The organism is Streptomyces sp. NPDC037126 (assembly GCF_055605965.1).
Window position 1 is genome coordinate 19,789 of record NZ_JBVJTD010000007.1, and the last position, 21,644, is coordinate 41,432.

Genomic DNA, 21,644 nt, shown 5'->3' on the forward strand with positions numbered 1-21,644 from the left:
CTGCGCGAACACCTCGGACAGGGCGCACGGAGACGGCTCCCAGACGGCCGTAGCGCTCGCGCACCCACCACCCCGATCCGGTCAACGAGGCGGCGGCCGTGCCGTCTCGTTGACCCGCACGGTCATGTGCGCCGCATCGGGCTCGTCATTCCACTCAACTTCGACTACTCACCGCCACAAGCTGGTCACATTCCGAGACCATTTTCATGCGTGGCCCCCACTACACCGCAAGCGGTCCCCGTATCACGTACGGAATATATGTGGCAATATGGCATCTGTGGCATTGGTGCTGAAGACAGGTGAGAGGAGTGCACCATGATTGCCAAGCTACTCGGCAGGCTCTTCTTCACCCGCCACTACGGTGCGTACGGCGAACACGAATGGGATGCATACGCCGGCGACCGCTGAGTCTGACCGCATTGCCGGCGGGCGCCCCCGGGCGTCCGCCGACGCCCAGCCACGGTGCCGACGAGACAGGCCTGGACAGGTACGAGAGCCCGGGACGATCTCATGGGCCGAATGAATGAGCCACCGCGGTTGCCCGGTTGCAGTTTCACGGCTTGGAGCCGCGACCGGCTCGCACTGGCGCGCCGCGGCGCTGCGGAGTGCGGGGACGTCTGGCAGCTGGAACCGGGGGTGTACGTAGCCGCTGCGGCCGGGCCGTGTGAAGCAGTCCTGCGCCGCTCTCAGGATTTCCCCAAGGCGCCTTCTCCCCTCTTCCCGCCGTTGAAGCGGTCCAGCGGAGAACCGACCCCTGAGGAGCGCGCGCGTGCTCACGCCGCCCGCATGCGCGGCCTTCGCTCGCAGGCGGTCGCAGCCCGCATCGGTGAGGTGGCGCCCCAAACCGCTCGATTCGCTGACCAGTGGCCCCCGGATCAGGACGTCGAAATCCTCCCCCTGGTCCGGCACGTCCTGGCAGAGATCGGCATGAGCTACCTCTTCTCCGAAGACGCTCCCACCCTGCTGCCCTTTGCCGCACAGCTCTTCCTGGCCCGGGAGATCCTCGTACGCCCCTCGCGCTGGGTATGGCCGCGCTGGATCCCCACACCGGCACGGCGATTCCGCACACGGCAGCAAGTCGCCTTCACCGACGCTTTGCGGCCCATCGTGCGCCGGCGCCGTTCAACGGGCCGGCTCGGCGACGACATGCTGGGGCAGATGCTCCGCCCCTCCTCCCGCTACGGCCTACTGCCGGAAGAGGCTGTACTCGACACTCTCCCGGGAATCACCGTCGCCACCTTCGAGACACCTTCCCGGGCAGCCGGATGGATTCTGCTCCACCTGGCGCGGCACCCGCGGGCAGCGGACCGCGTCGCGGCCGAATCCGCCTTGCTGCCTGCCGATCCGGCCACGACGACCAGCACGCACCTCGGCAGCCTGCAATACACCCAGGCATTGGTGCGCGAGGTGCTCCGGCTGTACCCCCCGAGCTGGCTCCTGACCCGGTGCGCCCCGCGACAGACTCAGCTGGCCGGCTACACCATCGACGCCGGCTCCACCGTTCTCGTCTGCCCCTACACCGCCCACCGCGACGCGCGGGAACACACCGATCCAGACCGCTTCCAGCCCGAACGCTGGCTCGATGATTCGAGTTCGCCGGAGGAACCCGGGGCCTTCCTCTCCTTCGGTACCGGCCCTCATGGCTGCGAGGGAGCCGCTCTGGCCATGACGATGCTGACGCTCCTCACCGCACAGACCGCCCGCCGTTATCACTTGAGCGAGCCGGCCGGACCCAGTTACCAGGTCTCCACCTTCGAAGGCCTCACAACCGCAGGACTCCGCCTGCGCGCCACCCTCCGCGGATGAGGGCAGCCCTGGTTGTGCAGGCGCCGTCCCGTACCGGCCGCCCGCGAGCGGCGTCGAGTGGGGCGGCGGCAGCGGACCCGCGAGCGACTCCGCCCAGCACGCGCGAACGTGCTCCATCGCTCGTGGTTCCTATCGATGGAGTCGTCCGTTTCCGGTCTCAGTTCGTGGGCTCAGCGGTTGGGCTGTGACCCGGTGCCGGTGCTCGCCCCTCCGAGGGGGCAAAGGTGCTGCTCCGGCTCGGCACCGACTTGCCAACGTCTGCCGCGGTGGGGGGACGACTGCCGAAGTGTCAGGCGCCGGCGGCCGTGACGACGGCATCGGTGGCGAAGCCGAGCAGCAGACCAAGGAGGATGCACCAGGTGGTGAGCGTCTTGAGTCCGGCCTTGCGAGCGACAGCCAGCAGTTCGATGACGACGTAGAGAATGGATCCGGCGGCAAGGCCGAGGAATGCGATCGACAAGGTGTCGTTGACCAGGTGCTGGCCGACGAGGGTGCCGAGGAAGGTGGGTCCGCCGCCGATGAGGCCGAGCAGGAGCAACGTGGACCAGGACGGGCGTTCGCCTTCGGCGGCCAGCGGGGCGACGATGCCGAATCCCTCGGTGGCGTTGTGCAGGCCAAAGCCGATGATCAGCAGGAGGGCGAGGGACAGCTCGCCCTGGGCTGCGGAGTTGCCGATGGCCAGGCCCTCGGCAAAGTTGTGCAGGCCGATGCCGGTGGCGATCATCAGTGCCAGCGACCCGGCCTGACTACGGCTCTTCGGCGCGAGTTCGGCGCTTGCGGCAGCACCGGGGCCGACGTGCCGCGATCCGGCGGCACGGCGACGGGCGATCCAGCCGTCGTAATGGACGAGTCCGGCCAGCCCGAGGGTCAGGCCGGCGGCCAACGTGGCAGAGCCTGAGGCGACGGTCGCCCAGTCATGCTTGCTCAGCGCCTCGTCGGTCGGCTCCCAGGCGTGGGTGAGAACGTCCCATATGAGGAAGACCAGGATGCCGATGGCCACAGCGTTGAGTCCGGCGCGAAGGCGCGGGGTGGGGTTACGGAGGCGGCCGAGCGGGAGGCCGAGGTAGATGGTGAAGCCTGCGATGGCGCCGAGCAGGGCGATGTTGGCGCTGGACATGGGGACTCTCCGGTCTGACGTGCACAGGAAGCTCCCAGACGTTAAGCCAGGGAAGGCTTACCTAACAACATCCGGGGGCTTGGCGCGGGAAAGCTTGGCCAAGTCATTGCCCAGCTGTACCGCCGTTCCAGTGCGGGGGTTATTTGCCTTTCTTGACGGATACGCCGGGTAAGTGTGAGGGGTTGAGCGCGAGCACGGCGGGCAGTTCGGTTGGTCCGGAACCCGCCGGCTTGCGCTCGGGAGGCGATCTCGTTTACGGCCTCACGGTCATCGACAAGGCGAGCAGGCCGGATGGCCTCCCACCGCCCGGTGCGCGGCGGCGGGTTGGACCACACTCGCGGCACACCCGGGGCTGGGGAGCGCTGCGGCCTTTGGTCCGGCGTTCCAGGGCAGCCGGCGGCCTCCTCAATCGTGGCGGAGGACGGTTCGGGCTCCGCGCCTACCGAAAGCCGAGGTGCGGATCGGTGCCAGTCAACTCACCGCTGACGGTCCACAAGTGAGCGGCGGCGGCCGGGTCGGCCATATGAGGGGGGACGGGCTCACGCCTAGGTATGCCACGCAGGCCGAAGACCCTCGGCCCCCACAGCTGCCCTCCCTGCACCTCCGAGTCGAGGACGGCACGGACGACGGGCCATGCACCGGCGTCCTTGCCCTGCACCAAGAGCGCGGAGGGCAGGGCGCGTAGCCGCTCGCCGCGGGTGGTCACGACCACCGGCGGGCGGGACGGGGTGAGGGAGTCCAGCGCACCGCCGGGGTGCGCCGCCACACTGAGCACCGTGCTGCCGACGGCACGCAGGCGACGATCGAGTTCGAAGGCGAAGCACATCTGCGCCAGCTTCGAACGGCCGTAGGTGCGCTTGGGTCGGTAGTCCTGGGTCGACTGCAGATCGCCGAGGTCCAGCCGCTCGGACCGCGCCGCGAAGCTTCCCACCGTCACGATGCGCCCCGCCGGCGCCGCGGACAGCAGAGGGGCCAACCACTGGGTCAGCGCGAAGTGACCGAGGTGGTTGGTGCCGATCATCAACTCGTGGCCGTCCACGGTCTCTCGACGCGGCGGGTCGTCCAGCGCGACCCCCGCGTTGTAGACCACCGCGTCGAGACGATCGAGGTCCAGCGTGTCGACGGCTGTCTTCAGAGACGACAGGTCGGCGAGGTCCAGTTGAAGGTGGCGCACCTGCGCGCCGGGGACGCGTGAACGAATCGTGGCCATGGCGGCTTCGGCCTTCGCGCGGTCCCGGCTGCCGAGTACGACGACAGCGCCGGTGGCTGCGAGTTGCTCCGCGGCGAAGTAGCCGATCCCGGCGTTACCACCGGTGACCAGGAAGATCCTGCCCTCGGCGGACGGCAGCCGGTGAACGTCCCACGGTCGGCTCGGGGATGGGGAAGACACGATGACAGGCTCCTTGCAATCTGGGCGAGCGTGCTCATAGGGAGCAGCACCAACCCGCCCAAGGTCGCAACCTTCACCGACATACCGCCGACAGATCACGCTCGCCACCGACAGATCTCCGGCACCCTTCCACAGAGCCGCACCGACAACGTGCGCACATCACGGTCGACGTCGTGTTGTCGCGCCGGAAAGACCCGGCCCACTCATGCGGCTGGGGTGAGTTCGGCTCGGCCGAACAACAACGCCCACCCGGAGGGAAGTTGGTGCAGGACGCGGGTGAGGAGGTCGGAGCCGGCCAGAGTGGCGACGGCACACAGCACGGAGCCGGTGTCCCAGCGGGTGGTGGCCAGGGTGCCGCCGGTGCGGGCGGCGAGGTCTTTGACGAAGGCCCAGCCGGTGAGCGGTTGGAGGTCGGGGACCTGTGCGGTGAGGATGCGTGCGGCTTCGAAGGGAAGGCGGGTGGCGAGTTCGACGCGTTCGTCGCCCGTCAGTTGACGGCCGAGGCCTGCGAGGACCAGGCGGACGGCTTCCTCGGCCCGGTTCCGGGTGGGGAAGGCGCCTTCGTAGCGGACCTTCTCCAGCAGCTGCTCGTACGTCGTCACAGGCGTGTGCTGGAGGGGTGCACGCTGGTCGGTGATCATTGTAGGTGCCTTTCGATGGCCGAAGTCGTGGTGGTCAAGCGCCGGAGGGTGGCCGAAGCGCAGGTGGTGACCCTTGGAGAGCTGGCACAGGATCTCTGTGAGCAGGTCATGGGCCCTGCCCACCAAGTCCGCGCCGGGGAGGACGAGCAGACGCGTCGCCCGCCCTGCCCCCTGCAGGCCGGGCGTCTGCGCTCACCGTGGTCCCTCTTCGTGTCGCGAGGTCACGTCGGCCGCCCTCTGCTTTGTTGTCCGCTCCGTGGGGCGGAGGACGGGTGGGGGAAGCTCAGGTGCCGTCCTCCGCCGCTGACCGGTGCGTGTCGCCGGACTCAGCCGGAGATCTCCTTGCGCTCGGATGCTCCGCTGATGGCGATCTTGCGGGGCTTGGCGCGCTCGGCGATCGGAATGCGCAGGGTGAGCACCCCGGCGTCGTAGTCGGCGGTGATGTGCTCGGTGTCCAGCGTGTCGGCCAGCACGATCTGGCGGGAGAAGACGCCCAGCGGCCGCTCGGACAGTTCCATCTGCACGCTGTCGGACTTCGTCACGGGCCGGCGCTCGGCCTTGACGGTCAGCATGTTGCGTTCGACGTCGATGTCGATCGCCTCCGGGCTCACGCCGGGAAGGTCGAAGGCCACCACGTACTCGTCGCCCTCGCGATAGGCGTCCATGGCCATCGCGGTCGGCCGCGACCAGGTGCCCGGAGCCGTCAGCTGCTGAGCCCGGCGGTCGAGTTCACGGAAGGGGTCAGTGCGCATCAACATCGGAAGAACACCTCCAGCAGAGTCAGGCAGTGGCTGCCAATGCGCTCACGTAGACGTTGTAACATGTCATCCAATGGATGACAATCACTGAGTCATCCAGGCGATGACATCGAAGGAGGTGCTCATGACGACAGCGGATCAGCCGGCTTCTTCCGTCACCACGGAGCTCGCCACCGATCAGAGCCCGGCGTCCTTCCTCGCAGCCGCGGCAGCCCTCGAGGCCATAGACCAGGCCCTGAGAACGGCCCAGCAGCAGACCCTCGACGCACCCGATGTCGTCCCGGAACAGGCCCTGGCCTCCTTGCTGCTGCTGCGCCAGGTCCGCGAGCAGCTTGCGGGCTGGGAGACCGGCCTGATCGAAACCGCCCGCCACGCGGGAGCCAGCTGGGCCGACCTCGCCCACCCGCTCGGCGTCGCGAGCCGCCAGGCCGCCGAACGCCGCTACCTGCGTGGTCGGCCCGGCCCCGCCGGAACCACCGGCGAGCAACGCGTCCAGGCCACGCGAGAACGGCGCGCCGCCGACCGCGCCACCGTCATCTGGGCCCGCCGCAACGCCGCCGGCCTACGCCGCATCGCCGGCCAGATCACCGCCCTCACCGACCTTCCCCCCACCGCCCGCCAACCACTGAGCCAGCTCGACGAGGCCCTCGCCCGGGACGACGCCGCCGCCCTCCTCACTCCACTGAACGCCACCCGCCCCCACCTGGCGGCCCACCCCGACCTCGCTGCACGACTCGACACGCTCACGATGTCCGCGCCGACCGCAATGCATCCCGAATGACTTCCGCGGCCACGACAGCAAGGTGCCCGATAGGCGATGTTCGGCGGGCCAGAACCGACCGGGCACCGCATGGGTCACCCTGCGTGGCTGCGGGCACAGCTGCCGCAGGCAGCCCCCGAACACGACCCATGCGCCCCATCCGCGGCGACCTGGACCTTCACGTCTACGTTCTTTCCGTGCCTGAGCAAGATTCCCAATGACATGATCTGCGAGGTATACCCGACCATGCCCATCGAGACCTTCGAGTTCCAGGTCGAGGCCCGTCAGCTGCTCCAGCTGATGATCCACTCCGTCTACTCGAACAAGGATGTCTTCCTGCGCGAGCTCGTCTCCAACGCCTCCGACGCACTGGACAAGCTGCGCCTGGAGAAGCTGCGGCACGACTCCCTCGACGCCGACGTGTCCGATCTGCACATCGAGATCGACGTCGACAAGGACGCCCGCAGCCTGACCGTGCGGGACAACGGCATCGGCATGTCCTACGACGAGGTCGGACAACTCATCGGCACGATCGCCCACTCCGGCACCGCACAGTTCCTCCAGGAGCTGCGCGAAGCCAAGGACGAGGCCGAGGAGGGACTCATCGGCCAGTTCGGCGTCGGCTTCTACTCCGGCTTCATGGTGGCGGACGAGATGACCCTGCTGACCCGGCGCGCCGGTGAGAGTGAGGGCACCCGGTGGACGTCACGCGGTGAAGGCACGTATTCGCTGGAGACGGTTTCTGACGCACCGCAGGGCACCTCGGTCACGCTCCACCTCAAGCCGGCCGACCCCGACAACCAGCTTTACGACTACACCTCCCCCATCAAGGTCCGGGAAATCATCAAGCGGTACTCGGACTTCATCACCTGGCCCATCCGCATGGCCCCCCAAGCCACGCCCGCCGAGGGCGGCAAGGCCGACGAGACACCCGTACTCGAGACGCTGAACTCCATGAAGGCGCTGTGGGCGCGGTCCCGCGACGAGGTGTCCGAGGAGGAGTACCACGAGCTGTACAAGCACGTCGGCCACGACTGGCGTGACCCGATGGAGACGATCCGGCTCCAGGCGGAGGGCACCTTCGAGTACCAGGCCCTGCTGTTCCTGCCCGCTCACGCTCCCTTCGACCTGTTCACCCGTGACTACAAGCGGGGCCTGCAGCTCTACGTCAAGCGGGTCCTCATCATGGAGGACTGCGAAGCGCTGCTTCCGCCGTACCTGCGCTTCGTCAAGGGCGTCGTCGACGCGGCAGACCTCTCGCTCAACGTCTCCCGCGAGATCCTCCAGCAGGACCGCCACATCGAGATGATGCGCCGACGCCTGACGAAGAAGGTGCTGTCCACGGTCAAGGACATGATGACCAAGGACCCCGACCGCTACGCCACGCTCTGGCGGGAGTTCGGCACGGTTCTGAAGGAAGGACTGGTCACTGACGCCGAGAACCGTGACGCCCTCCTCGCCGTCGCCTCCTTCGCGAGCACACACCACGAAACCGAGCAGACAACGCTCAAGCAGTACCTGGAACGGATGAAGGACGGACAGGAGACTGTCTACTACCTGACCGGCGAGTCCCGGCACAGCATCGAGGGCTCCCCGCACATGGAGGCGTTCCGGGATCGCGGCATCGAGGTGCTGCTGCTCACCGATCCGGTCGACGAGGTATGGGCCGACACCGTCGGCGAGTATCAGGGCAAGAAGCTGCGGTCCGTCGCCAAGGGCCAGATCGACCTCGACCCCAACGACGCCGCCACCGCCGACGACGAACAGCAGAAGCAGAGCGAGGAGTACTCCGGGCTCCTCGACTGGATGACCAAACAGTTGCAGGAGGAGGTCAAGGAGGTGCGCCTGTCCTCCCGCCTGACCGTCTCCCCTGCCTGCATGGTCTCCGACGCCGACGACCTGACGCCGGCCCTGGAGAACATGTACCGCGCCATGGGCCAAGAAGTACCGGCCACCAAGCGAATCCTCGAGCTGAACCCGCGTCACCAGCTGGTAAAGGCTCTCAACCAGGCTTATACGGAACGCGAGGACAGCACGGACCTCGGCGAAAGCGTCGAACTCCTGCACGGCCTGGCAGAACTCGCGGAAGGCGGCCAGCCGAAGGACCCGGCACGATTCGTCAAGCTGATGGCGGACCGTCTGGAACGCGCTCTGTAAACAGCCTCGCCGTTCAGGCGTCGCTGCGGTACGGCAAAACTACGTACGCGGCTACTCACCGGAATGATCCGATTCACAGGGCTGGTTCCCGCCCTTCCGTGAAGGCAACGCCCGGTGTGCCCACCCGCTGTGCGACCGACGGTCACCGGAACTTCTTGTTTCGGTGACCGTCGCCCTGCGAACTCCCACATCCCGCCGTACTCGGCTCCCCTCCGGGCGGCTGGGTCGAGCGCGAGCCCCCGGACACGCGGTGGTGCGCGGCACCGGCGGCCTAGACGACGGCATCGCCACATACACCTGCCACGCTGCCAGCGGGCCTGCTTCAGCACAGCGCCTCCGCGTGGGCGCGGGTACACCGAACGGCCGCAACTGGGGTGACGGCGGCATAGCTGATGTGATCTCCGTTCGAGTGGAGCGGAGCCGCAGTTGGTGTCGGCGTAGGGCGCGTGCAAAAGTGCCCCGGTGACTGGTAGCGCGCAGAGTTCCGAAGAGGGCGACGGCGACCTGGCCCGACTCCTGGCCGCCATGCCCGGGCTCACCCAACTGGCCCGCACGGTCGTCGGGCTGCGCCCTCGCCGCGGGGCGCCATTGACGTTCCCGAGATCGCCTTCCCCGAGGGTACCGATCTGGTGCAGATCCTCTGGTGCCCCGAGGTGCACGGCCTGCCGGAACCGCAGTTCCAGGGCAAGCGGTGCAGGGTCCTCTGGCGGCGCTCCGACGAAGTCGTGCACGGGCCGGGGGTGCAGCCTGATCCCTGGGAGCACTGAGACGCGGAGTGGGACGAGGTCCCCCGGCCGTGCACCGTACATCCAGAACGGGTCACCGAGTACCCCTGGCGGGAGGAAAATCGGAGGACCCGCACACGTACCTGGACACCGTGACGGGAAAGCATGTGGTCTGGGGGACGGAGGAGTGCACACTCGTCCGGGAGGCGACCGGCTTCCGTGTGGACGATGTCGCCGACGCCGGGATCTACGTCTGCTCGGCCGATCCGCGGCACCCGGCCCTGTACTTCACCCAATAACGGAGCCAGGAGCGAACTTGTCATGAGCCCCAGGCCGATGGAGTCAGCCTGGCGGGAGAGGTCTACGGTCGGTGCCGGGAGACCTCGTCGGCGCCTGCAAGGGGTAACAGGCCGCCGTCGCGCTCGCGCTGCCGCTCGGCTCGCGGCGGGCGCTGCGCGGTGGGCTCCCAGGGGTGAGGGAACCGCGGAACCCGGTGAAGCCCACGGCGCCGGGCTACGGGCGGCACATCGCGGTGACCGCGCCTCGTACCAGCTCGTCGATCTCCGCGGCGTCACCGCCCCGGGGCAGCTTTCCGTAGAGGGCCAGTGATGCGAGGCCGTGGACCAGCGACCACCAGCCGGCCAGACGTGCTTCCTGCAACTCCCGAGGCTCGTCCTTGCCGGCTCGCGCCGAGATGACGGCGTAGGCCGCATCGCCGGCCGCCTTCACCTCCGGGTGGGCGGGATCGCACGGCCGGCTGAACATGAGCCGGAACAGGGCTGGGTGATCAAGGGCGTAGTGCACGTACGCCTGGGCCAGCGCCACGGTCTCCTCGTCTGCGGCCGCCGCCTCCTGCACCTGCAGGAGCGTCCTGCGCAGTTCGTGGAAGCCGTGCTCGGCGAGGGCGGCGAGCAGGGCCTCCTTGTCCGGGTAGTGCCGGTACGGCGCGTTGGGCGACACGCCGGCCCGACGGGCGACGGCGCGCAGGGAAAGGGCGGCCTCGTCGCTCTCCTCCAGCAGGTCCAGAGCCGCACGCAGACACTCGGCCCGCAGATCGCCGTGGTGGTAGCGGCCGACGCTCGATGTTGACACTGCATACTCCCGTCTCCTAGTGTGCGCAGTGTACACATCGGGCTTCCTGGTGATCCAGCTCCGAGGGCGCGTCCCGGCCCCTCGCCCCAGCCCTGTGACCCCCCAACCCCTGCCGTGTGAACGGAGCACCATGAAGGCGATATCGATCAAGGAACCCGGTGGTCCCGAGGTCCTGGAATGGATCGAGGTCGAGGATCCGAGGCCCGCACCGGGCGAAGTCGTCGTCGACGTGGTGGCGAGCGCACTGAACCGGGCCGACGTCGCACAACGGATGGGCCTCTACCCCGTGCCGCCGGGGGCGTCGCCGTACCCGGGGCTGGAGGTCTCGGGCCGTATCAGCGCCCTCGGCGAGGGCGTGACCGGCCGGCAGGTGGGCGACGAGGTCTGCGCCCTGCTGGCAGGCGGCGGGTACACGCAGAAAGTCGCCGTCCCCGCAGGGCAGTTGCTCACGATTCCCAAGGGAATCGGCCTGGTCGAGGCCGCAGCGCTGCCCGAAGCGGTCACCACGGTGTGGTCCAACATCGTCATGACCGGCAGACTGAAAGCGGGCGAGACCTTTCTCATGCATGGCGGGGCCGGAGGCGTCGGCACCATGGCCATCCAGATCGCCAAGGCGCTGGGCGCCCGTGTCGTGACCACCGTGGGCGGGGCCGAGAAGGCCGCCCGAGCCCGGGAGCTCGGCGCCGACCTCGCGATCGACTACCGCACGCAGGACTTCACCGAGCACGGCCCCTACGACGTGATCCTCGACGTCATCGGCGGCCAGTATCTTGAACGCAACGTCCGGTCCCTGGCCGCCGACGGACGCTTGATCGTCATCGGCCTTCAAGACGGCCTGGAAGCCCAACTCAACCTCGCCGAGCTGGTGTTCAAACGCGCCTCCGTACATGGCACCACCCTGCGCTCCCGGCCCACGGCGCAGAAGGCCGCCATCGTGGCCGAGGTGCAGAACGAGGTCTGGCCGCTGATCGAGAACAAGGCCGTTCAGCCGGTCATCGACCGCACCCTGCCCATGGCCGAGGCCGCCGAGGCGCATCGGCTCATGGACACCGGCCGGCACATCGGCAAGATCCTGCTGGTCAACGGCTAGGGGTTCGTTCGCCGACGTCCCAGCAGCGTTCGCAGGCAGTGCCCGGTCAGATGCAGGTGCCGCGCATCCCGTCTCCCCAGTTCGTGCCGTCGGCGTAGTCGTACCACGAGCCGTAGCCGATCGCGCACACGGATTCGGCGGATGCCTGATAGGTGCCCAGGCCCTTGCTGCGGACGTCCGCCCAGGGCGTGTCCGCGGTCGGGCCGTCGCCAGTGAGTCGGACGACCGAGGCCACGGATTCGCCCTTCGCCGTGTAGAGATTCACGTGGATTTCGTCGCCGGGGAACGCGTTCCTGTGTCGGTCGTCCCACTGGAAGTGTGCGCGGGCGGTGCCGTCACAGGTGTTGTAGACCTGCTGGACCTGGCCGACTAACCAGTCCCCGGCCCCGACGTTCCCGGGTTTGCCGACGTTGATCGGGCCGCAGTTCGCCGGGGCGGCGTGAGCGGAGCCCGCGGTGGTGACGCCGAGTCCCGCAGTCAGGCACACGGCAGCGGCGGTGGTCGCGAGCCGGCGCTTGAGAGTGCTCACAATGGTGTCCCTCCCGTTGAAGACGCGCACCGGGAGGAAGACGGTGCGTTGCGCGTTCTTCCTGGCGCGCGGTGTTTCGGCGAGGCTATGTCAACGCGCTGACACACAACTGATGTAGTACGCATCGGCAGTCGACGATCTCGCGCCGGCCACAGTGCGGATCTCCCGGCCGAGTCAGGTGAGAGCCTGACGTGGGGGAACGCGGACGTCGCGGCGAACGCTGCGGCTCGAAAGTCTCCGTTCCAGTCTGGAATTCGTCCTTGTGGAACTTTTTTGAAGACGGCCTCAAAGGCTTCCACGAATGCGCTCAGAAATGTCAGGGCCGGCACGCGGGCCGACACCAGCGCCTTCCCGCGTACTGGGATCCAGGGCGGATTGGAGGAAGAAGTCCGGGTCTCTTACGGCCACCGTGGACGCCAGGGTGCGTAGTTCGCGGTCAGTGATGTGCGTTCCGTACGATGCGAGCACGGTCACGGCGTCATTCCGGCGCACGAAGTAGAAGACTGCGTACTTCCTGACGGTGCGCCAGGTGTTCGGGGCCACTGGCTCGCACGGCATGTGATACAAGGGGCCGCTGTCGGCTTGCGCCTCGCAGACCGGTGGGTGGAAGCCGGACTCCACCGGTGCCACGGTCACATGGACGGCCCAGCCGTTCGGGTCGTCGGCGTCGACGCCCGCCCGCTCGGGCCACAGGCGGTAGGCGAGCTCATGACCGTGGCGAGTGGCCCATGGATGGTCGAGGCGGTAACCGGTGAGGTCGGGCGCAAGCAGGGGAACGCCGGCATCCACGAGTTCACTGCGCTCGCTCGCTTCCGCGTGGTGGTCGCCTACGAGTCCCGAAAGCGGCCACATCAGAGCAAGGGCAATGAGCAGCACGATCCGGGGCCACCAGAAGGCGGGACGGGGCGCGGTCAGGGCAGCGGCCAGTGCGAACAGGGCGGCCGAGGCCAGCGGGAGGACGGCTGTCGGGAGGTTCCCGTAGAGCGCCCGGTCGCTCAGCTCGGTTCCGAACCAGAAGAGCAGGATGGTGAGCACGGCAACCCGCCAGGCCGGCCGGACACCCGCCAGGCGCAGCAGAAGCCCGCTCGTCAGGAAGCCGACCACCGCTGCCACTTTGAGCAGCAGTAGTGCCAACCCGAGGCAGCCCCACTCTTGCTGACCGCACGGGAGGATGTCGTCCAAGGGCCAGGCCGACAGCGCGGCGACCAGCACAACCGCAGCGATTCCGAATCCGGCTCCGACCAGCGACGCCCTGGCCACACGGGTTCCCAGCAACGGGCGCCACTGGGTGCGTCTCCGATCCCCTCCAGCTCGTACGGATGTCATCTTCTCTTGCCGTCCCCTCTTCGAGCCCGCTTCGAAGATCGATCATGGGCGTGCGAGAGAAGGCGGGGCATGAGTACTCGTACTCAACTGGCTCGCGGACTGAGTACGTTGGCCAGGTGAGCGGTTGCGTCGATGATGCCGGTGCGTCAGAGCTCGCCGCGGTGCCACCGTTCATGTTCGTTCGCGAGAAGGGCGAGATCGACGGATTCCTGGCGCAAGGACTCGACCCACGTGGCGACCAGCCCTCCGAAGAACTCACAGGTGATGGCGTCGGTTTGATCGCGAGCCATGAGGATCTGCACCAGGGCTGCGACGTCCCGCCCACCGCGGTCACAGACCGGGCACAGCATGCTCTCACGCAAGCCGTCGATTCTCAGCCCCGCACTGTTCGTCCACGAGTGCCGGAAGCGCGCGGCCGCGAGGGTTGGTCCCTCGCACCGTGAGCAGGGCGGCGGGGTGTCGACCCGGAGGTGGATTTCCTCGTACTCGGGGTTCTGGTCGTTCATGCGACACCCTGCCATGCGTCGGGGCCGAACGAACCCTTGATCTCGGAGGCGATGGACGTCGCGTTCACGGTGGCCTGCAGTCGGTACACGACCGTCTTCTGTACTCCGCGAACGGAGAGGTGGACCGGGTTCTCGCCGGGGTGGGCCTTCACGATCCGCCGGAGTTCCGTGACCGCCGGCTCGTTGATGCGGTGGTACGGCAATGCGAGACCGACCGGTGCCGCGCCGGGACGCTCTGCCGACGTGACGTCGAGGACCTGCAGCTCCTGTCCGAAGATGCTGAGGGAGCCGTCTCGGTCGTTGATACGGCCCTGGACGGACACCACGCTGTCTTCGACCAGGGCTCCTGAGACGAGCTGGTACGTGGCGGGGAAGAAGAGGACTTCGATCGTGCCGTCCCGATCGGCAAGGTCGACGATCGCCCAGCTGTTGCCCTGCTTGGTCATCTTCAGTTGGACGCCGGTGATCAGGCCCGAAAGGCGCACGACGCCCTCGGTGCGGCCGGAGGACAGCAGGTCGACGATCGTGGTGTCGCGGTGGGCGGAGAGGATGTTCTCCGTGCCGTCCAGTGGATGCGCGGAGACGTACATGCCGAGCATCTCGCGCTCGGTGGAGAGGAGTTGCCTGCGCGGCCATTCCTCCTCCCCGATCTTCATGTCGACGCCGAACCCGGAGTCGTCGCCGCTGTCGGCGCCGCCGAGGCCCGCGAACAGGTCGTCTTGCCCGTACGCGGCGGCCTTCTTCAGCGGTACGACCGCGTCGACCGCCATTTCGTGCACGGAGGCCAGTCCCTTGCGGGTGTGCCCGAGCGAGTCGAACGCGCCGGCCTTGATGAGCGAGTCGATGGCCCGCTTGTTCAGTGCGGGCAGGTCGACCTTGTCGAGGAAGTCCTGGAACGAGGTGAACTTCCCCCTGGCCTTCCGGGCGACCCTGATGGACTCGATGACGTTCTCGCCGACGTTGCGTACCGAGAGCAGGCCGAAGCGTACGTCGTCGCCGACGGCCGCGAACTCGGCCAGGGATTCGTTCACGTCCGGTGGGAGGACGGTGACACCGAGTTTGCGGGCGTCGGCCAGGTAGACGCCGGCCTTGTCCTTGTCGTCGCCGACGGAGGTGAGCAGGGCGGCCATGTACTCGGCGGGGTAGTTGGCCTTCAGGTACGCGGTCCAGTAGGAGACGAGCCCGTACCCGGCGGTGTGGGACTTGTTGAAGGCGTACCCGGAGAAGGGGAGCATGACGTCCCAGATCGCCTTGGTGGCTTCTTCCGAGTAGCCGTTTCCCTTCATACCGGAGTGGAAGTTCTGCCACTCGGCGGCCAGGACCTCGGGCTTCTTCTTGCCCATCGCGCGACGCAGCATGTCGGCGCCGCCGAGGGTGTATCCGGCGAGGGTCCGGGCGATCGCCATGATCTGTTCTTGGAAGATGAGCAGGTGGTGGGTGCTGCCCAGGATGGGGTCGAGGACGTCCTTCAGTTCCGGGTGGATGGGGTCGGGTTCCTGTTTGCCGTTCTGTCGCAGCGCGTAGTTGGTGTGCGCGTTGGCGGCCATCGGGCCGGGCCGGTACAGGGCCAGGGCTGCCGCGATGTCCTCGAACCGGGTCGGTTCCATCAGCTTGAGGAGCGCGCGCATGCCGCCGCCGTCGAGCTGGAAGACGCCGAAGGTGTCGCCCCGGCCCAGCAGTTCGAAGGTCTTCTTGTCGTCCAGGGGGATGACGATGGTGTCCTGGTCGCCACTCATGGGGTCGACGGTAGCGAGCTGGACGCCTCGGTTCTCCCGGATGTTCCTCAGGGCGTGGTCGATGACGCCCAGGTTCCGCAGGCCCAGGAAGTCCATCTTGATCAGGCCCATGGATTCGCACGACGGATAGTCGAAGCCGGTGATCTTCACGCCGTCGGAGGCCCGCATGTGCAGCGGGATGCGGTCCGTCAGCCTGGTCTTGGACAGGATGACCGCGGCCGCGTGGACACCGGTGCCCCGGGTCAGTCCCTCGACGCCCTTGGCGGTGTCCATGACCTTCTGCACGTCCGGCTCGTTCTCGTACATCTGGCGGATCTCGCCGGCCTCGCCGTAGCGGGGGTGCGCCGGGTCGAAGATGCCGTCGAGCGGGATCGACTTGCCCATGATGTCCGGCGGCAGCGCCTTCGTGATGCGCTCGCCGTGGGAGAAGGGGTAGCCGAGAATCCGGGAGGAGTCCTTGATCGCGTTCTTGGCTTTGATCTTGCCGAACGTGTTCACCATGGCGGTGTAGGCGTCGCCGTACTTCTCGGTGACGTAGCGCACCATCTTGTCGCGCTGGCGGTCGTCGAAGTCGAGGTCGACATCCGGCGGGTTGATCCGCTCAGGGTTGAGGAACCTTTCGAACAGCAGGCCGTGTTCGAGGGGGCACAGCTCGGTGATCCGGGTCGCGTAGGCGACGATCGAGCCGGTGGCCGAACCTCGGCCCGGTCCGACGGGGACGCCGTTGTCGCGGGCGTACTTGCAGATGTCGGCGACCACGAGGAAGTAGGAGGAGAACCCCATGGGGCCGATGACCGACATCTCGGTCTCGAAGCGTTCCAGCACTTCGGCGGGGATCGGGGTGCCGTAGCGCATGGCGAGGCCGTCGAGGACGTCCTTGCGCAGCCAGGACTCCTGCGTCTCCCCCGCCGGCACGTCGGGGAACTGGGGCATCTCGTCGACGTAGTCGAAGACCTCGTCGTACGAGCCCACCCGCTCGGCGATCAGCAGCGTGTTGTCGCACGCCTGCGGCAGTTCGGAGAACAGGGAGCGCATCTCCTGCGCGGTCTTCAGGTAGTAGCCGCTGCCGTGGAAGCGGAACCGCTTCTCGTCGGCCTTGTTCTTGCCGACGCCGATGCACAGCAGATTGTCGTGCGCATCGGCCTGGTCCTCGTGGATGTAGTGCGCGTCGTTCGTGGCCAGGAGCGGCATGCTCAGCTCCTTGGCCAGACGCAGCAGACCGTCCCGGACCTGCCGCTCGATGGACAGCCCGTGGTCCATCAGCTCCAGGAAGTAGTTATCCCTGCCGAAGATGTCCTGGTAGGCCACGGCGACCTCGCGGGCCTCGTCGTACTGGTTCAGCCGAAGCCGGGTCTGGATCGCGCCGGACGGGCAACCGGTCGTCGCGACGATGCCCTCGGCGTGCTCGCTGATCAGTTCCATGTCCATGCGGGGCTTGCCCGACGGGAACTGGCCCGTGTAGCTGGCCTCCGTCGAGAGGCGGAAGAGGTTGCGCAGGCCCTGCGCGCCCGTCGCCCACATCGTCATATGGGTGAAGCGGCCACCGCCGGAGACGTCCTTCGAGCCCTCGCCGTCGTCCGCCATGGCGCGCTGCCCGCCCGGTCCCCAGAATTCTTGTTTGCGATTGCGTCTGGACGAGGGAGCGACGTACGCCTCGATCCCGATGATCGGCTTCACGTTCTCGAAGCCCTTGGCCACCTGATGGAACTCGTACGCGCCGAACATGTTGCCGTGATCACTCATCGCCACCGCCGGCATGCCCTGCTGTGAGACCTCGGCGAACATCGGCTTGAGCTTCTGAGCACCGTCAAGCATCGAGTACTCGGTGTGATTGTGCAGGTGGACAAAGGACCGGGACACCGGGTGCACACCTCCGCGAAGGGTCGAGGGAAGCCCGTACGATACCCCTGCGCGCGGTCGGCCCGACCCGCCCACGCCGCGAACTGATGGTAAAAAAACCGCAGTTCAGGGGCGTCTGCCTAGCACAGAACTCCGACGGTTGTCACCCGAGCGGCCCCGTTTGTGGCGTCCTCCGACGGAGAGAACGGCGTCGGCGATTGGCGGGTGCGTCAGCCGATCAGTGGCGCGTCGGGTTCCGTCGCGACTCGGCAGAGCCCTTCCGGGGGGCCGGTCCGAAACGCCACGGCGGATTCCCATGGCCAGCCGCCATATGACCGGGGTCCTTCGACCTGACGCAGACTGTCCGGCCTTCACGAGCCGCCCCTCCAGGGAGCCGCAGATCCGTCGATAGCGGCGCAGCAACGATTGCAATTGCAATATTCGTCGTGCGCGCTGCGAGCATCCGCTCCACGGCTTCCGAGATCGCAGGGTGCAGCCGGTCTTGCGGGGGCGCTTGCTTGTGCGTGGCGAGAGCCAGGAGTCAGCCACGTCCGTACGACGCTCTTCGTCCCGCGGCACAGGCAGGCAGACGGACCGACTCGGGGCCGGGTGGAGACAGTAGCTTTCAGCGGGCTGCGGGCCGTGGCTAGGGCTTTGATGCGTTCACCCATGGGGCCAGGACCTTCCGGAATGCCCCGAGGGTCGGGCTCAGCCACTCTGTCTTCGTCTTGGGTTCACTCTGCACGAACGACCACTGGGCCGGGCACGTGTCGTCGTCGCCCCCCGTCACCTTCGTGGTGCCGAGCTTTCGGCCGGTCTTCGCCTCGTACACCGTGACGTCGTACTGACCCTGCCGGAAGTAGCGGACGTAGTCGTCGCTGTAGCGGCACGTTGACAGCAGCCTGGTAGGCCGGCTGGCCCGACAAGAGGGTGGCGGGGCCGCTCTTCTCGCAGTACGCCTCGAGGTCGTAGGTGTCCGTCGCGACAGGGTGCGCGGCGGCCGCGGTGGCGGGCGCGGAGGGCACGGGGGTCACCGATGGCACCGCGTGCGAACCGCCGCCACCGCTGCCGCACGCTGCGGTGAGAAGCGCGATGCCCACGATGACGATCGCCGCTGTGCCACGAGCCCTTGTCACCGCTGCCGCCCCTTGCCCTCTCGTTCGGCGACACGCCGGCCGCGCCGCCGACCCACTATCTTTCCGTGTCGAACAGCCCTCGATCAACGGCACTTGTCGACGTCTCGTGGTGTGTGCCATTGCCCGGTGCCACGCGTCGCCAAGTACCGCCTGTACCCCTGAGCGGTGGGAAGGCGGTGCCGCGTTGACCCCGGTCGTACCCGGGGGGCGGCGCCGCGTTGTGGCTGATCACTGTCAGCCGGAAAAGGGGCGCGGTCACGAAGGCGGGCTCGCCGTGCGGGCAGTTGGGGCTCGGGCGGTCGGCGCGGGTGTGCGGGGCGCCGGCCGCCCGTGGGTGCTCGGTGTCAGCCGACGGGGAGGGAGGCGGTGGCTCCCTGTCCGGGCTGCCTTCCGGAGGGCGCGGTCGCCACCAGCGGGGCGTGGGTGAGGCCGCGGGCCTTCAGTACGTCGGCCCGTGAGCCCCTCCGTTCACGTCGCGTCGCCGCCGGCCGGTGCGGGGACGGCGGAGGCCATGCGGCGTGGGGTGCGTGCGTCCAGCCTCAGGCGCAGCCTGCGCGGGTGGTAGACCGTGGCGAGCGGGACGGGGCGGATGTCCATGCCGGGTTCGCAGGTGATACGCCAACGGCCGAGGATGGTGGCGAGCCCCAGGGTGGCCTCGGTACGTGCGTAGAGGTCGCCGATGCACTTGCGGGCGCCGGTACCGAACGGCACGTAGGCGTGGCGGGCGGCGGGCGCGATACGGTCCGGGAGCCAGCGGTCGGGGTCGAACCTCGCGGGGTTGTCGAAGGCGTCCTCGTACTGGGAGACCGCGGCGGGGCTGAAGACGACGGTGGAGCCGGTGGGCAGCTGCCGGCCCGCGAGTTCGGTCGGTGAGGTGGTGAGGCGGGTGAACAGCCAGGCCGGAGGGTGCAGTCGCAGCGTCTCGGAGATGATCCGGTCGGCCAGGGCGAGGTTCGGCAGGTCGTCCCACTGCGGGGCGCGGCCGTCTAGGACGGTGTCGATCTCGTCGTAGAGCGCGGCCTCGATCTCAGGGTGCTGGGAGAGGAGGTAGAAGACCCAGGTGAGGGTGCCGGCGACGGTTTCGGTGCCGGCCGCCATGACGGTGATGACCTGGTCGTGGATCTCCTTGTCGCCGAGCCGGCCGCCGTCGTCGTCGCGGGAGGCGATCAGGGCGGCGAGCAGGTCGTCGCGCTCGGGGTCGGAGCCGCGGTAGTCGTCGATGAGCCGCTGGGTGGTCGCGTGCAGGAAGTCCAGGTTGCTCCGGTACCGGCGCTGGGAGGGCAGGGGCAGCCGGCGGATCGAGGCCGGCAGGAACATCTGCCGGAACAGGCCGTTGAGCACGACGTCGAAGGAACGTTCCACCTTGGCCGCGAGGCCGGGGCTGACGGGCGTGGAGTACAGGGTGCGGCCGACCGTGCGCAGGGCCATGCCGTACATCTCCTGGAAGGCGTCGACGACCATGCCGTCCTGCCAGCGCGACGCCGTGGCCTCGATCTCGGCCTGCATGGCCTCTGCGTACCGCTTGAGCCTGCCGCGAGTGAACGCCGACTGCATCAGCCGGCGCTGGCGGCGGTGGTCGGCGAACGGGCAGGTGACCAGGCCGTTGCCGGCGATGTCCCGGGCGCGGTCGTAGAAGACGCCGCCCTTGTCGAAGATGCGGTCGTTGGTCAGTACGTGCCGCAGCAGTTCGGGGTGGGTCGGGACGTAGGCCGTGGTGGGGCCGATCCTGATCTCGACCAGGTCGCCGTGGGCCGACAGCGAGGTCATGAAGTTCACGGGGTGACGCATCATCTGGAGGGCGTGTCCCACGACGGGGAGCGCCCCGGGCGCCGCTCCCGCCGAGAAGGTGGTCTGCTCGCTCATGTGATTCTCAACTTCCCGTCATTGCTGGTCGGTTGACAGCCGATCCGGCCTGTCTCTAGTGCGCGGTGCTGCCGAGTTCCTCCAGGTAGCCCTGGGCACCGGCGGCCAGCGCGAACTCGGCGTCGTAGCGGCCCGAGGAGCGGTGCCAGTCGTAGGAACCGCGGATCACGGTGCGCACGGCGTCCTTGCGGTAGCGCTCCAGGGCCTCGCGCTCGGCCTCGTCGAGCCGGTAGATGTCGCCGACCTGTGGCACGAAGGACTCCAGCAGGAGGTACTGCTCCAGGCGGACGCGCACCTCGCTCTGGATGTGGGCGACGCTTCGGTCCTTGGACCAGCCGTGCTCCCGGCGAAGGATCATGACCATGTTGTTCTGCTCGCCGCGGGCCTCTTCCTTCTCCAGCGAGGCGATGTCGTTGAGCAGCAGATTGACGTCGACGGCGATCTGGAGCATCGCGGAGACCACGGCGCTGTCGAAGACCCGGTGCGGCACCTCGAAGCGGCCCGCGCGCTCGGCGAGGTCGACCGTCGGCTGCACTCCGATGGTCCGCCGACGCACAACCAGGTACTGGGCGGCGGAGTCGTACGGCGTGTCCCAGAAGCGGCTCTCCGCCTCGTCGACGTAGCCGTCGAAGTAGCTGCGCCAGTGCCGGGCGCTGCGCGCGCGCCATGCGGGTGTCATGCCCGCGCAGCTGCGCCGCCAGATGTCGGCGAAGCCGTGGGCGATGGGCGGCGCGCTGTCGGGGAGGGGACCGTCCAGGGCCGCCGCGACCGCGTCGGTGAGCTGTTTGGTCTCTTCCGGGTTCTCGCCGCGGGGCCCGTCGAAGAGGTCGTCGAAGAGGAAGAACCACGACATCAGGTCGACGCCCAGGTCCAGGTCGGCGCCGGTGGCATGGGGGTAGAAGCGGGAGGCCAGGTCGGCGTAGCCGCCGCGCAGATGGCGCTCGGCCGCCGCCTCGGACCTGATCAGCCCGAGCGACCGCGGCCAGGCGAGCTGCTCGGCGTCGGCCCGTGCGTGATCCGGGCTCTGCCGACCCGGCAGGGGTATGTGGAAGTCGATGTCCTGGGGCATGGGGGATTCCTCGGGAGTGGGGTGCGAAAGGAGTGGCGGGTACGGTGGTGCCCTCGTGGGCGTGCTGCGCTGATCGGAGAGTCGGAGTCGGAAGGGGGAATGCG

General features: G+C 68.2%; 16 protein-coding genes. 5 read left to right on the plus strand and 11 right to left on the minus strand.

Going from position 1 to position 21,644, the window contains the following annotated elements; all coding sequences use genetic code 11:
* The first annotated feature begins 786 nt into the window (after positions 1-786).
* Entirely contained in the window at positions 787-1,806 is a 1,020-nt protein-coding gene (locus ACZ7FF_RS17650) for a cytochrome P450 (RefSeq protein ID WP_470813112.1), read from the plus strand.
* A 289-nt stretch (positions 1,807-2,095) separates the two neighbouring features.
* On the opposite strand, the gene ACZ7FF_RS17655 is transcribed toward ACZ7FF_RS17650, so the two are convergent.
* The 4 genes from ACZ7FF_RS17655 to ACZ7FF_RS17670 all read right to left on the minus strand — a co-directional run bounded on the left by ACZ7FF_RS17655 (position 2,096) and on the right by ACZ7FF_RS17670 (position 5,712).
* The gene (locus ACZ7FF_RS17655) at positions 2,096-2,923 is read right to left on the minus strand and encodes a ZIP family metal transporter (RefSeq protein WP_470813113.1); all 828 of its coding nucleotides are present in this window, start codon (positions 2,921-2,923) and stop codon (positions 2,096-2,098) included.
* Positions 2,924-3,362: 439 nt separating this feature from the next.
* Positions 3,363-4,313 carry an SDR family NAD(P)-dependent oxidoreductase gene (locus ACZ7FF_RS17660; RefSeq protein WP_470813114.1) on the minus strand — a complete coding sequence of 317 codons (951 nt, stop codon included), beginning with the start codon at positions 4,311-4,313 and terminating at the stop codon, positions 3,363-3,365.
* Positions 4,314-4,516: 203 nt separating this feature from the next.
* Positions 4,517-4,954, minus strand: coding sequence for a DUF2267 domain-containing protein (locus tag ACZ7FF_RS17665; protein WP_470813115.1), 438 nt, complete (start codon positions 4,952-4,954; stop codon positions 4,517-4,519).
* A gap of 326 nt (positions 4,955-5,280) precedes the next feature.
* A complete protein-coding gene (locus ACZ7FF_RS17670; protein WP_470813116.1) occupies positions 5,281-5,712 on the minus strand; it encodes an Hsp20/alpha crystallin family protein in 432 nt (143 codons plus the stop codon).
* Between the two features lie 124 nt (positions 5,713-5,836).
* On the opposite strand from ACZ7FF_RS17670, the gene ACZ7FF_RS17675 reads away from it, so the two are divergent.
* From ACZ7FF_RS17675 to ACZ7FF_RS17685, 3 genes are all read left to right on the plus strand, one after another.
* Positions 5,837-6,493: a type III effector protein gene (locus tag ACZ7FF_RS17675; protein WP_470813117.1), complete on the plus strand. Its 657-nt coding sequence runs from the start codon at positions 5,837-5,839 to the stop codon at positions 6,491-6,493.
* A gap of 225 nt (positions 6,494-6,718) precedes the next feature.
* The gene (gene htpG / locus ACZ7FF_RS17680; protein ID WP_470813118.1) at positions 6,719-8,629 is read left to right on the plus strand and encodes a molecular chaperone HtpG; all 1,911 of its coding nucleotides are present in this window, start codon (positions 6,719-6,721) and stop codon (positions 8,627-8,629) included.
* An 877-nt stretch (positions 8,630-9,506) separates the two neighbouring features.
* On the plus strand, positions 9,507-9,653 hold the full coding sequence (locus tag ACZ7FF_RS17685; protein WP_470813119.1) for a hypothetical protein: 147 nt from the start codon (positions 9,507-9,509) through the stop codon (positions 9,651-9,653).
* Positions 9,654-9,867: 214 nt separating this feature from the next.
* On the opposite strand, the gene ACZ7FF_RS17690 is transcribed toward ACZ7FF_RS17685, so the two are convergent.
* Positions 9,868-10,446 (minus strand): TetR/AcrR family transcriptional regulator, encoded by a 579-nt coding sequence (locus ACZ7FF_RS17690; RefSeq protein ID WP_470813120.1) that lies wholly within the window; start codon positions 10,444-10,446, stop codon positions 9,868-9,870.
* 130 nt (positions 10,447-10,576) lie between these two features.
* On the opposite strand from ACZ7FF_RS17690, the gene ACZ7FF_RS17695 reads away from it, so the two are divergent.
* Positions 10,577-11,536: an NAD(P)H-quinone oxidoreductase gene (locus ACZ7FF_RS17695; protein WP_470813121.1), complete on the plus strand. Its 960-nt coding sequence runs from the start codon at positions 10,577-10,579 to the stop codon at positions 11,534-11,536.
* Positions 11,537-11,582: 46 nt separating this feature from the next.
* Here ACZ7FF_RS17695 and ACZ7FF_RS17700 read toward each other — a convergent pair whose 3' ends face one another.
* From ACZ7FF_RS17700 to ptlA, 6 genes are all read right to left on the minus strand, one after another.
* On the minus strand, positions 11,583-12,065 hold the full coding sequence (locus ACZ7FF_RS17700; protein WP_470813122.1) for a hypothetical protein: 483 nt from the start codon (positions 12,063-12,065) through the stop codon (positions 11,583-11,585).
* A 285-nt stretch (positions 12,066-12,350) separates the two neighbouring features.
* Positions 12,351-13,325: a hypothetical protein gene (locus ACZ7FF_RS17705; RefSeq protein ID WP_470813123.1), complete on the minus strand. Its 975-nt coding sequence runs from the start codon at positions 13,323-13,325 to the stop codon at positions 12,351-12,353.
* Positions 13,326-13,537: 212 nt separating this feature from the next.
* Positions 13,538-13,897 carry a DUF6300 family protein gene (locus ACZ7FF_RS17710; RefSeq protein WP_470813124.1) on the minus strand — a complete coding sequence of 120 codons (360 nt, stop codon included), beginning with the start codon at positions 13,895-13,897 and terminating at the stop codon, positions 13,538-13,540.
* Entirely contained in the window at positions 13,894-17,493 is a 3,600-nt protein-coding gene (gene dnaE / locus ACZ7FF_RS17715; RefSeq protein WP_470813125.1) for a DNA polymerase III subunit alpha, read from the minus strand. The genes ACZ7FF_RS17710 and dnaE overlap by 4 nt, the downstream gene beginning before the upstream one ends.
* Before the next feature lie 1,583 nt (positions 17,494-19,076).
* Entirely contained in the window at positions 19,077-20,471 is a 1,395-nt protein-coding gene (gene ptlI, locus ACZ7FF_RS17720) for a pentalenene oxygenase (protein WP_470813126.1), read from the minus strand.
* A 55-nt stretch (positions 20,472-20,526) separates the two neighbouring features.
* A complete protein-coding gene (gene ptlA / locus ACZ7FF_RS17725) occupies positions 20,527-21,540 on the minus strand; it encodes a pentalenene synthase (protein WP_470813127.1) in 1,014 nt (337 codons plus the stop codon).
* Positions 21,541-21,644: the final 104 nt, after the last annotated feature.

Excerpts from the sequence above, each read along its gene's own strand:
- ACZ7FF_RS17650 (WP_470813112.1), top strand. The coding sequence starts at position 787 with ATGCGCGGCCTTCGCTCGCAGGCGGTCGCAGCCCGCATCGGTGAGGTG.
- ACZ7FF_RS17655 (WP_470813113.1), bottom strand. The coding sequence starts at position 2,923 with ATGTCCAGCGCCAACATCGCCCTGCTCGGCGCCATCGCAGGCTTCACC.
- ACZ7FF_RS17665 (WP_470813115.1), bottom strand. The coding sequence starts at position 4,954 with ATGATCACCGACCAGCGTGCACCCCTCCAGCACACGCCTGTGACGACG.
- ACZ7FF_RS17670 (WP_470813116.1), bottom strand. The coding sequence starts at position 5,712 with ATGTTGATGCGCACTGACCCCTTCCGTGAACTCGACCGCCGGGCTCAG.
- ACZ7FF_RS17675 (WP_470813117.1), top strand. The coding sequence starts at position 5,837 with ATGACGACAGCGGATCAGCCGGCTTCTTCCGTCACCACGGAGCTCGCC.
- htpG (WP_470813118.1), top strand. The coding sequence starts at position 6,719 with ATGCCCATCGAGACCTTCGAGTTCCAGGTCGAGGCCCGTCAGCTGCTC.
- ACZ7FF_RS17695 (WP_470813121.1), top strand. The coding sequence starts at position 10,577 with ATGAAGGCGATATCGATCAAGGAACCCGGTGGTCCCGAGGTCCTGGAA.
- ACZ7FF_RS17710 (WP_470813124.1), bottom strand. The coding sequence starts at position 13,897 with ATGAACGACCAGAACCCCGAGTACGAGGAAATCCACCTCCGGGTCGAC.
- ptlI (WP_470813126.1), bottom strand. The coding sequence starts at position 20,471 with ATGAGCGAGCAGACCACCTTCTCGGCGGGAGCGGCGCCCGGGGCGCTC.
- ptlA (WP_470813127.1), bottom strand. The coding sequence starts at position 21,540 with ATGCCCCAGGACATCGACTTCCACATACCCCTGCCGGGTCGGCAGAGC.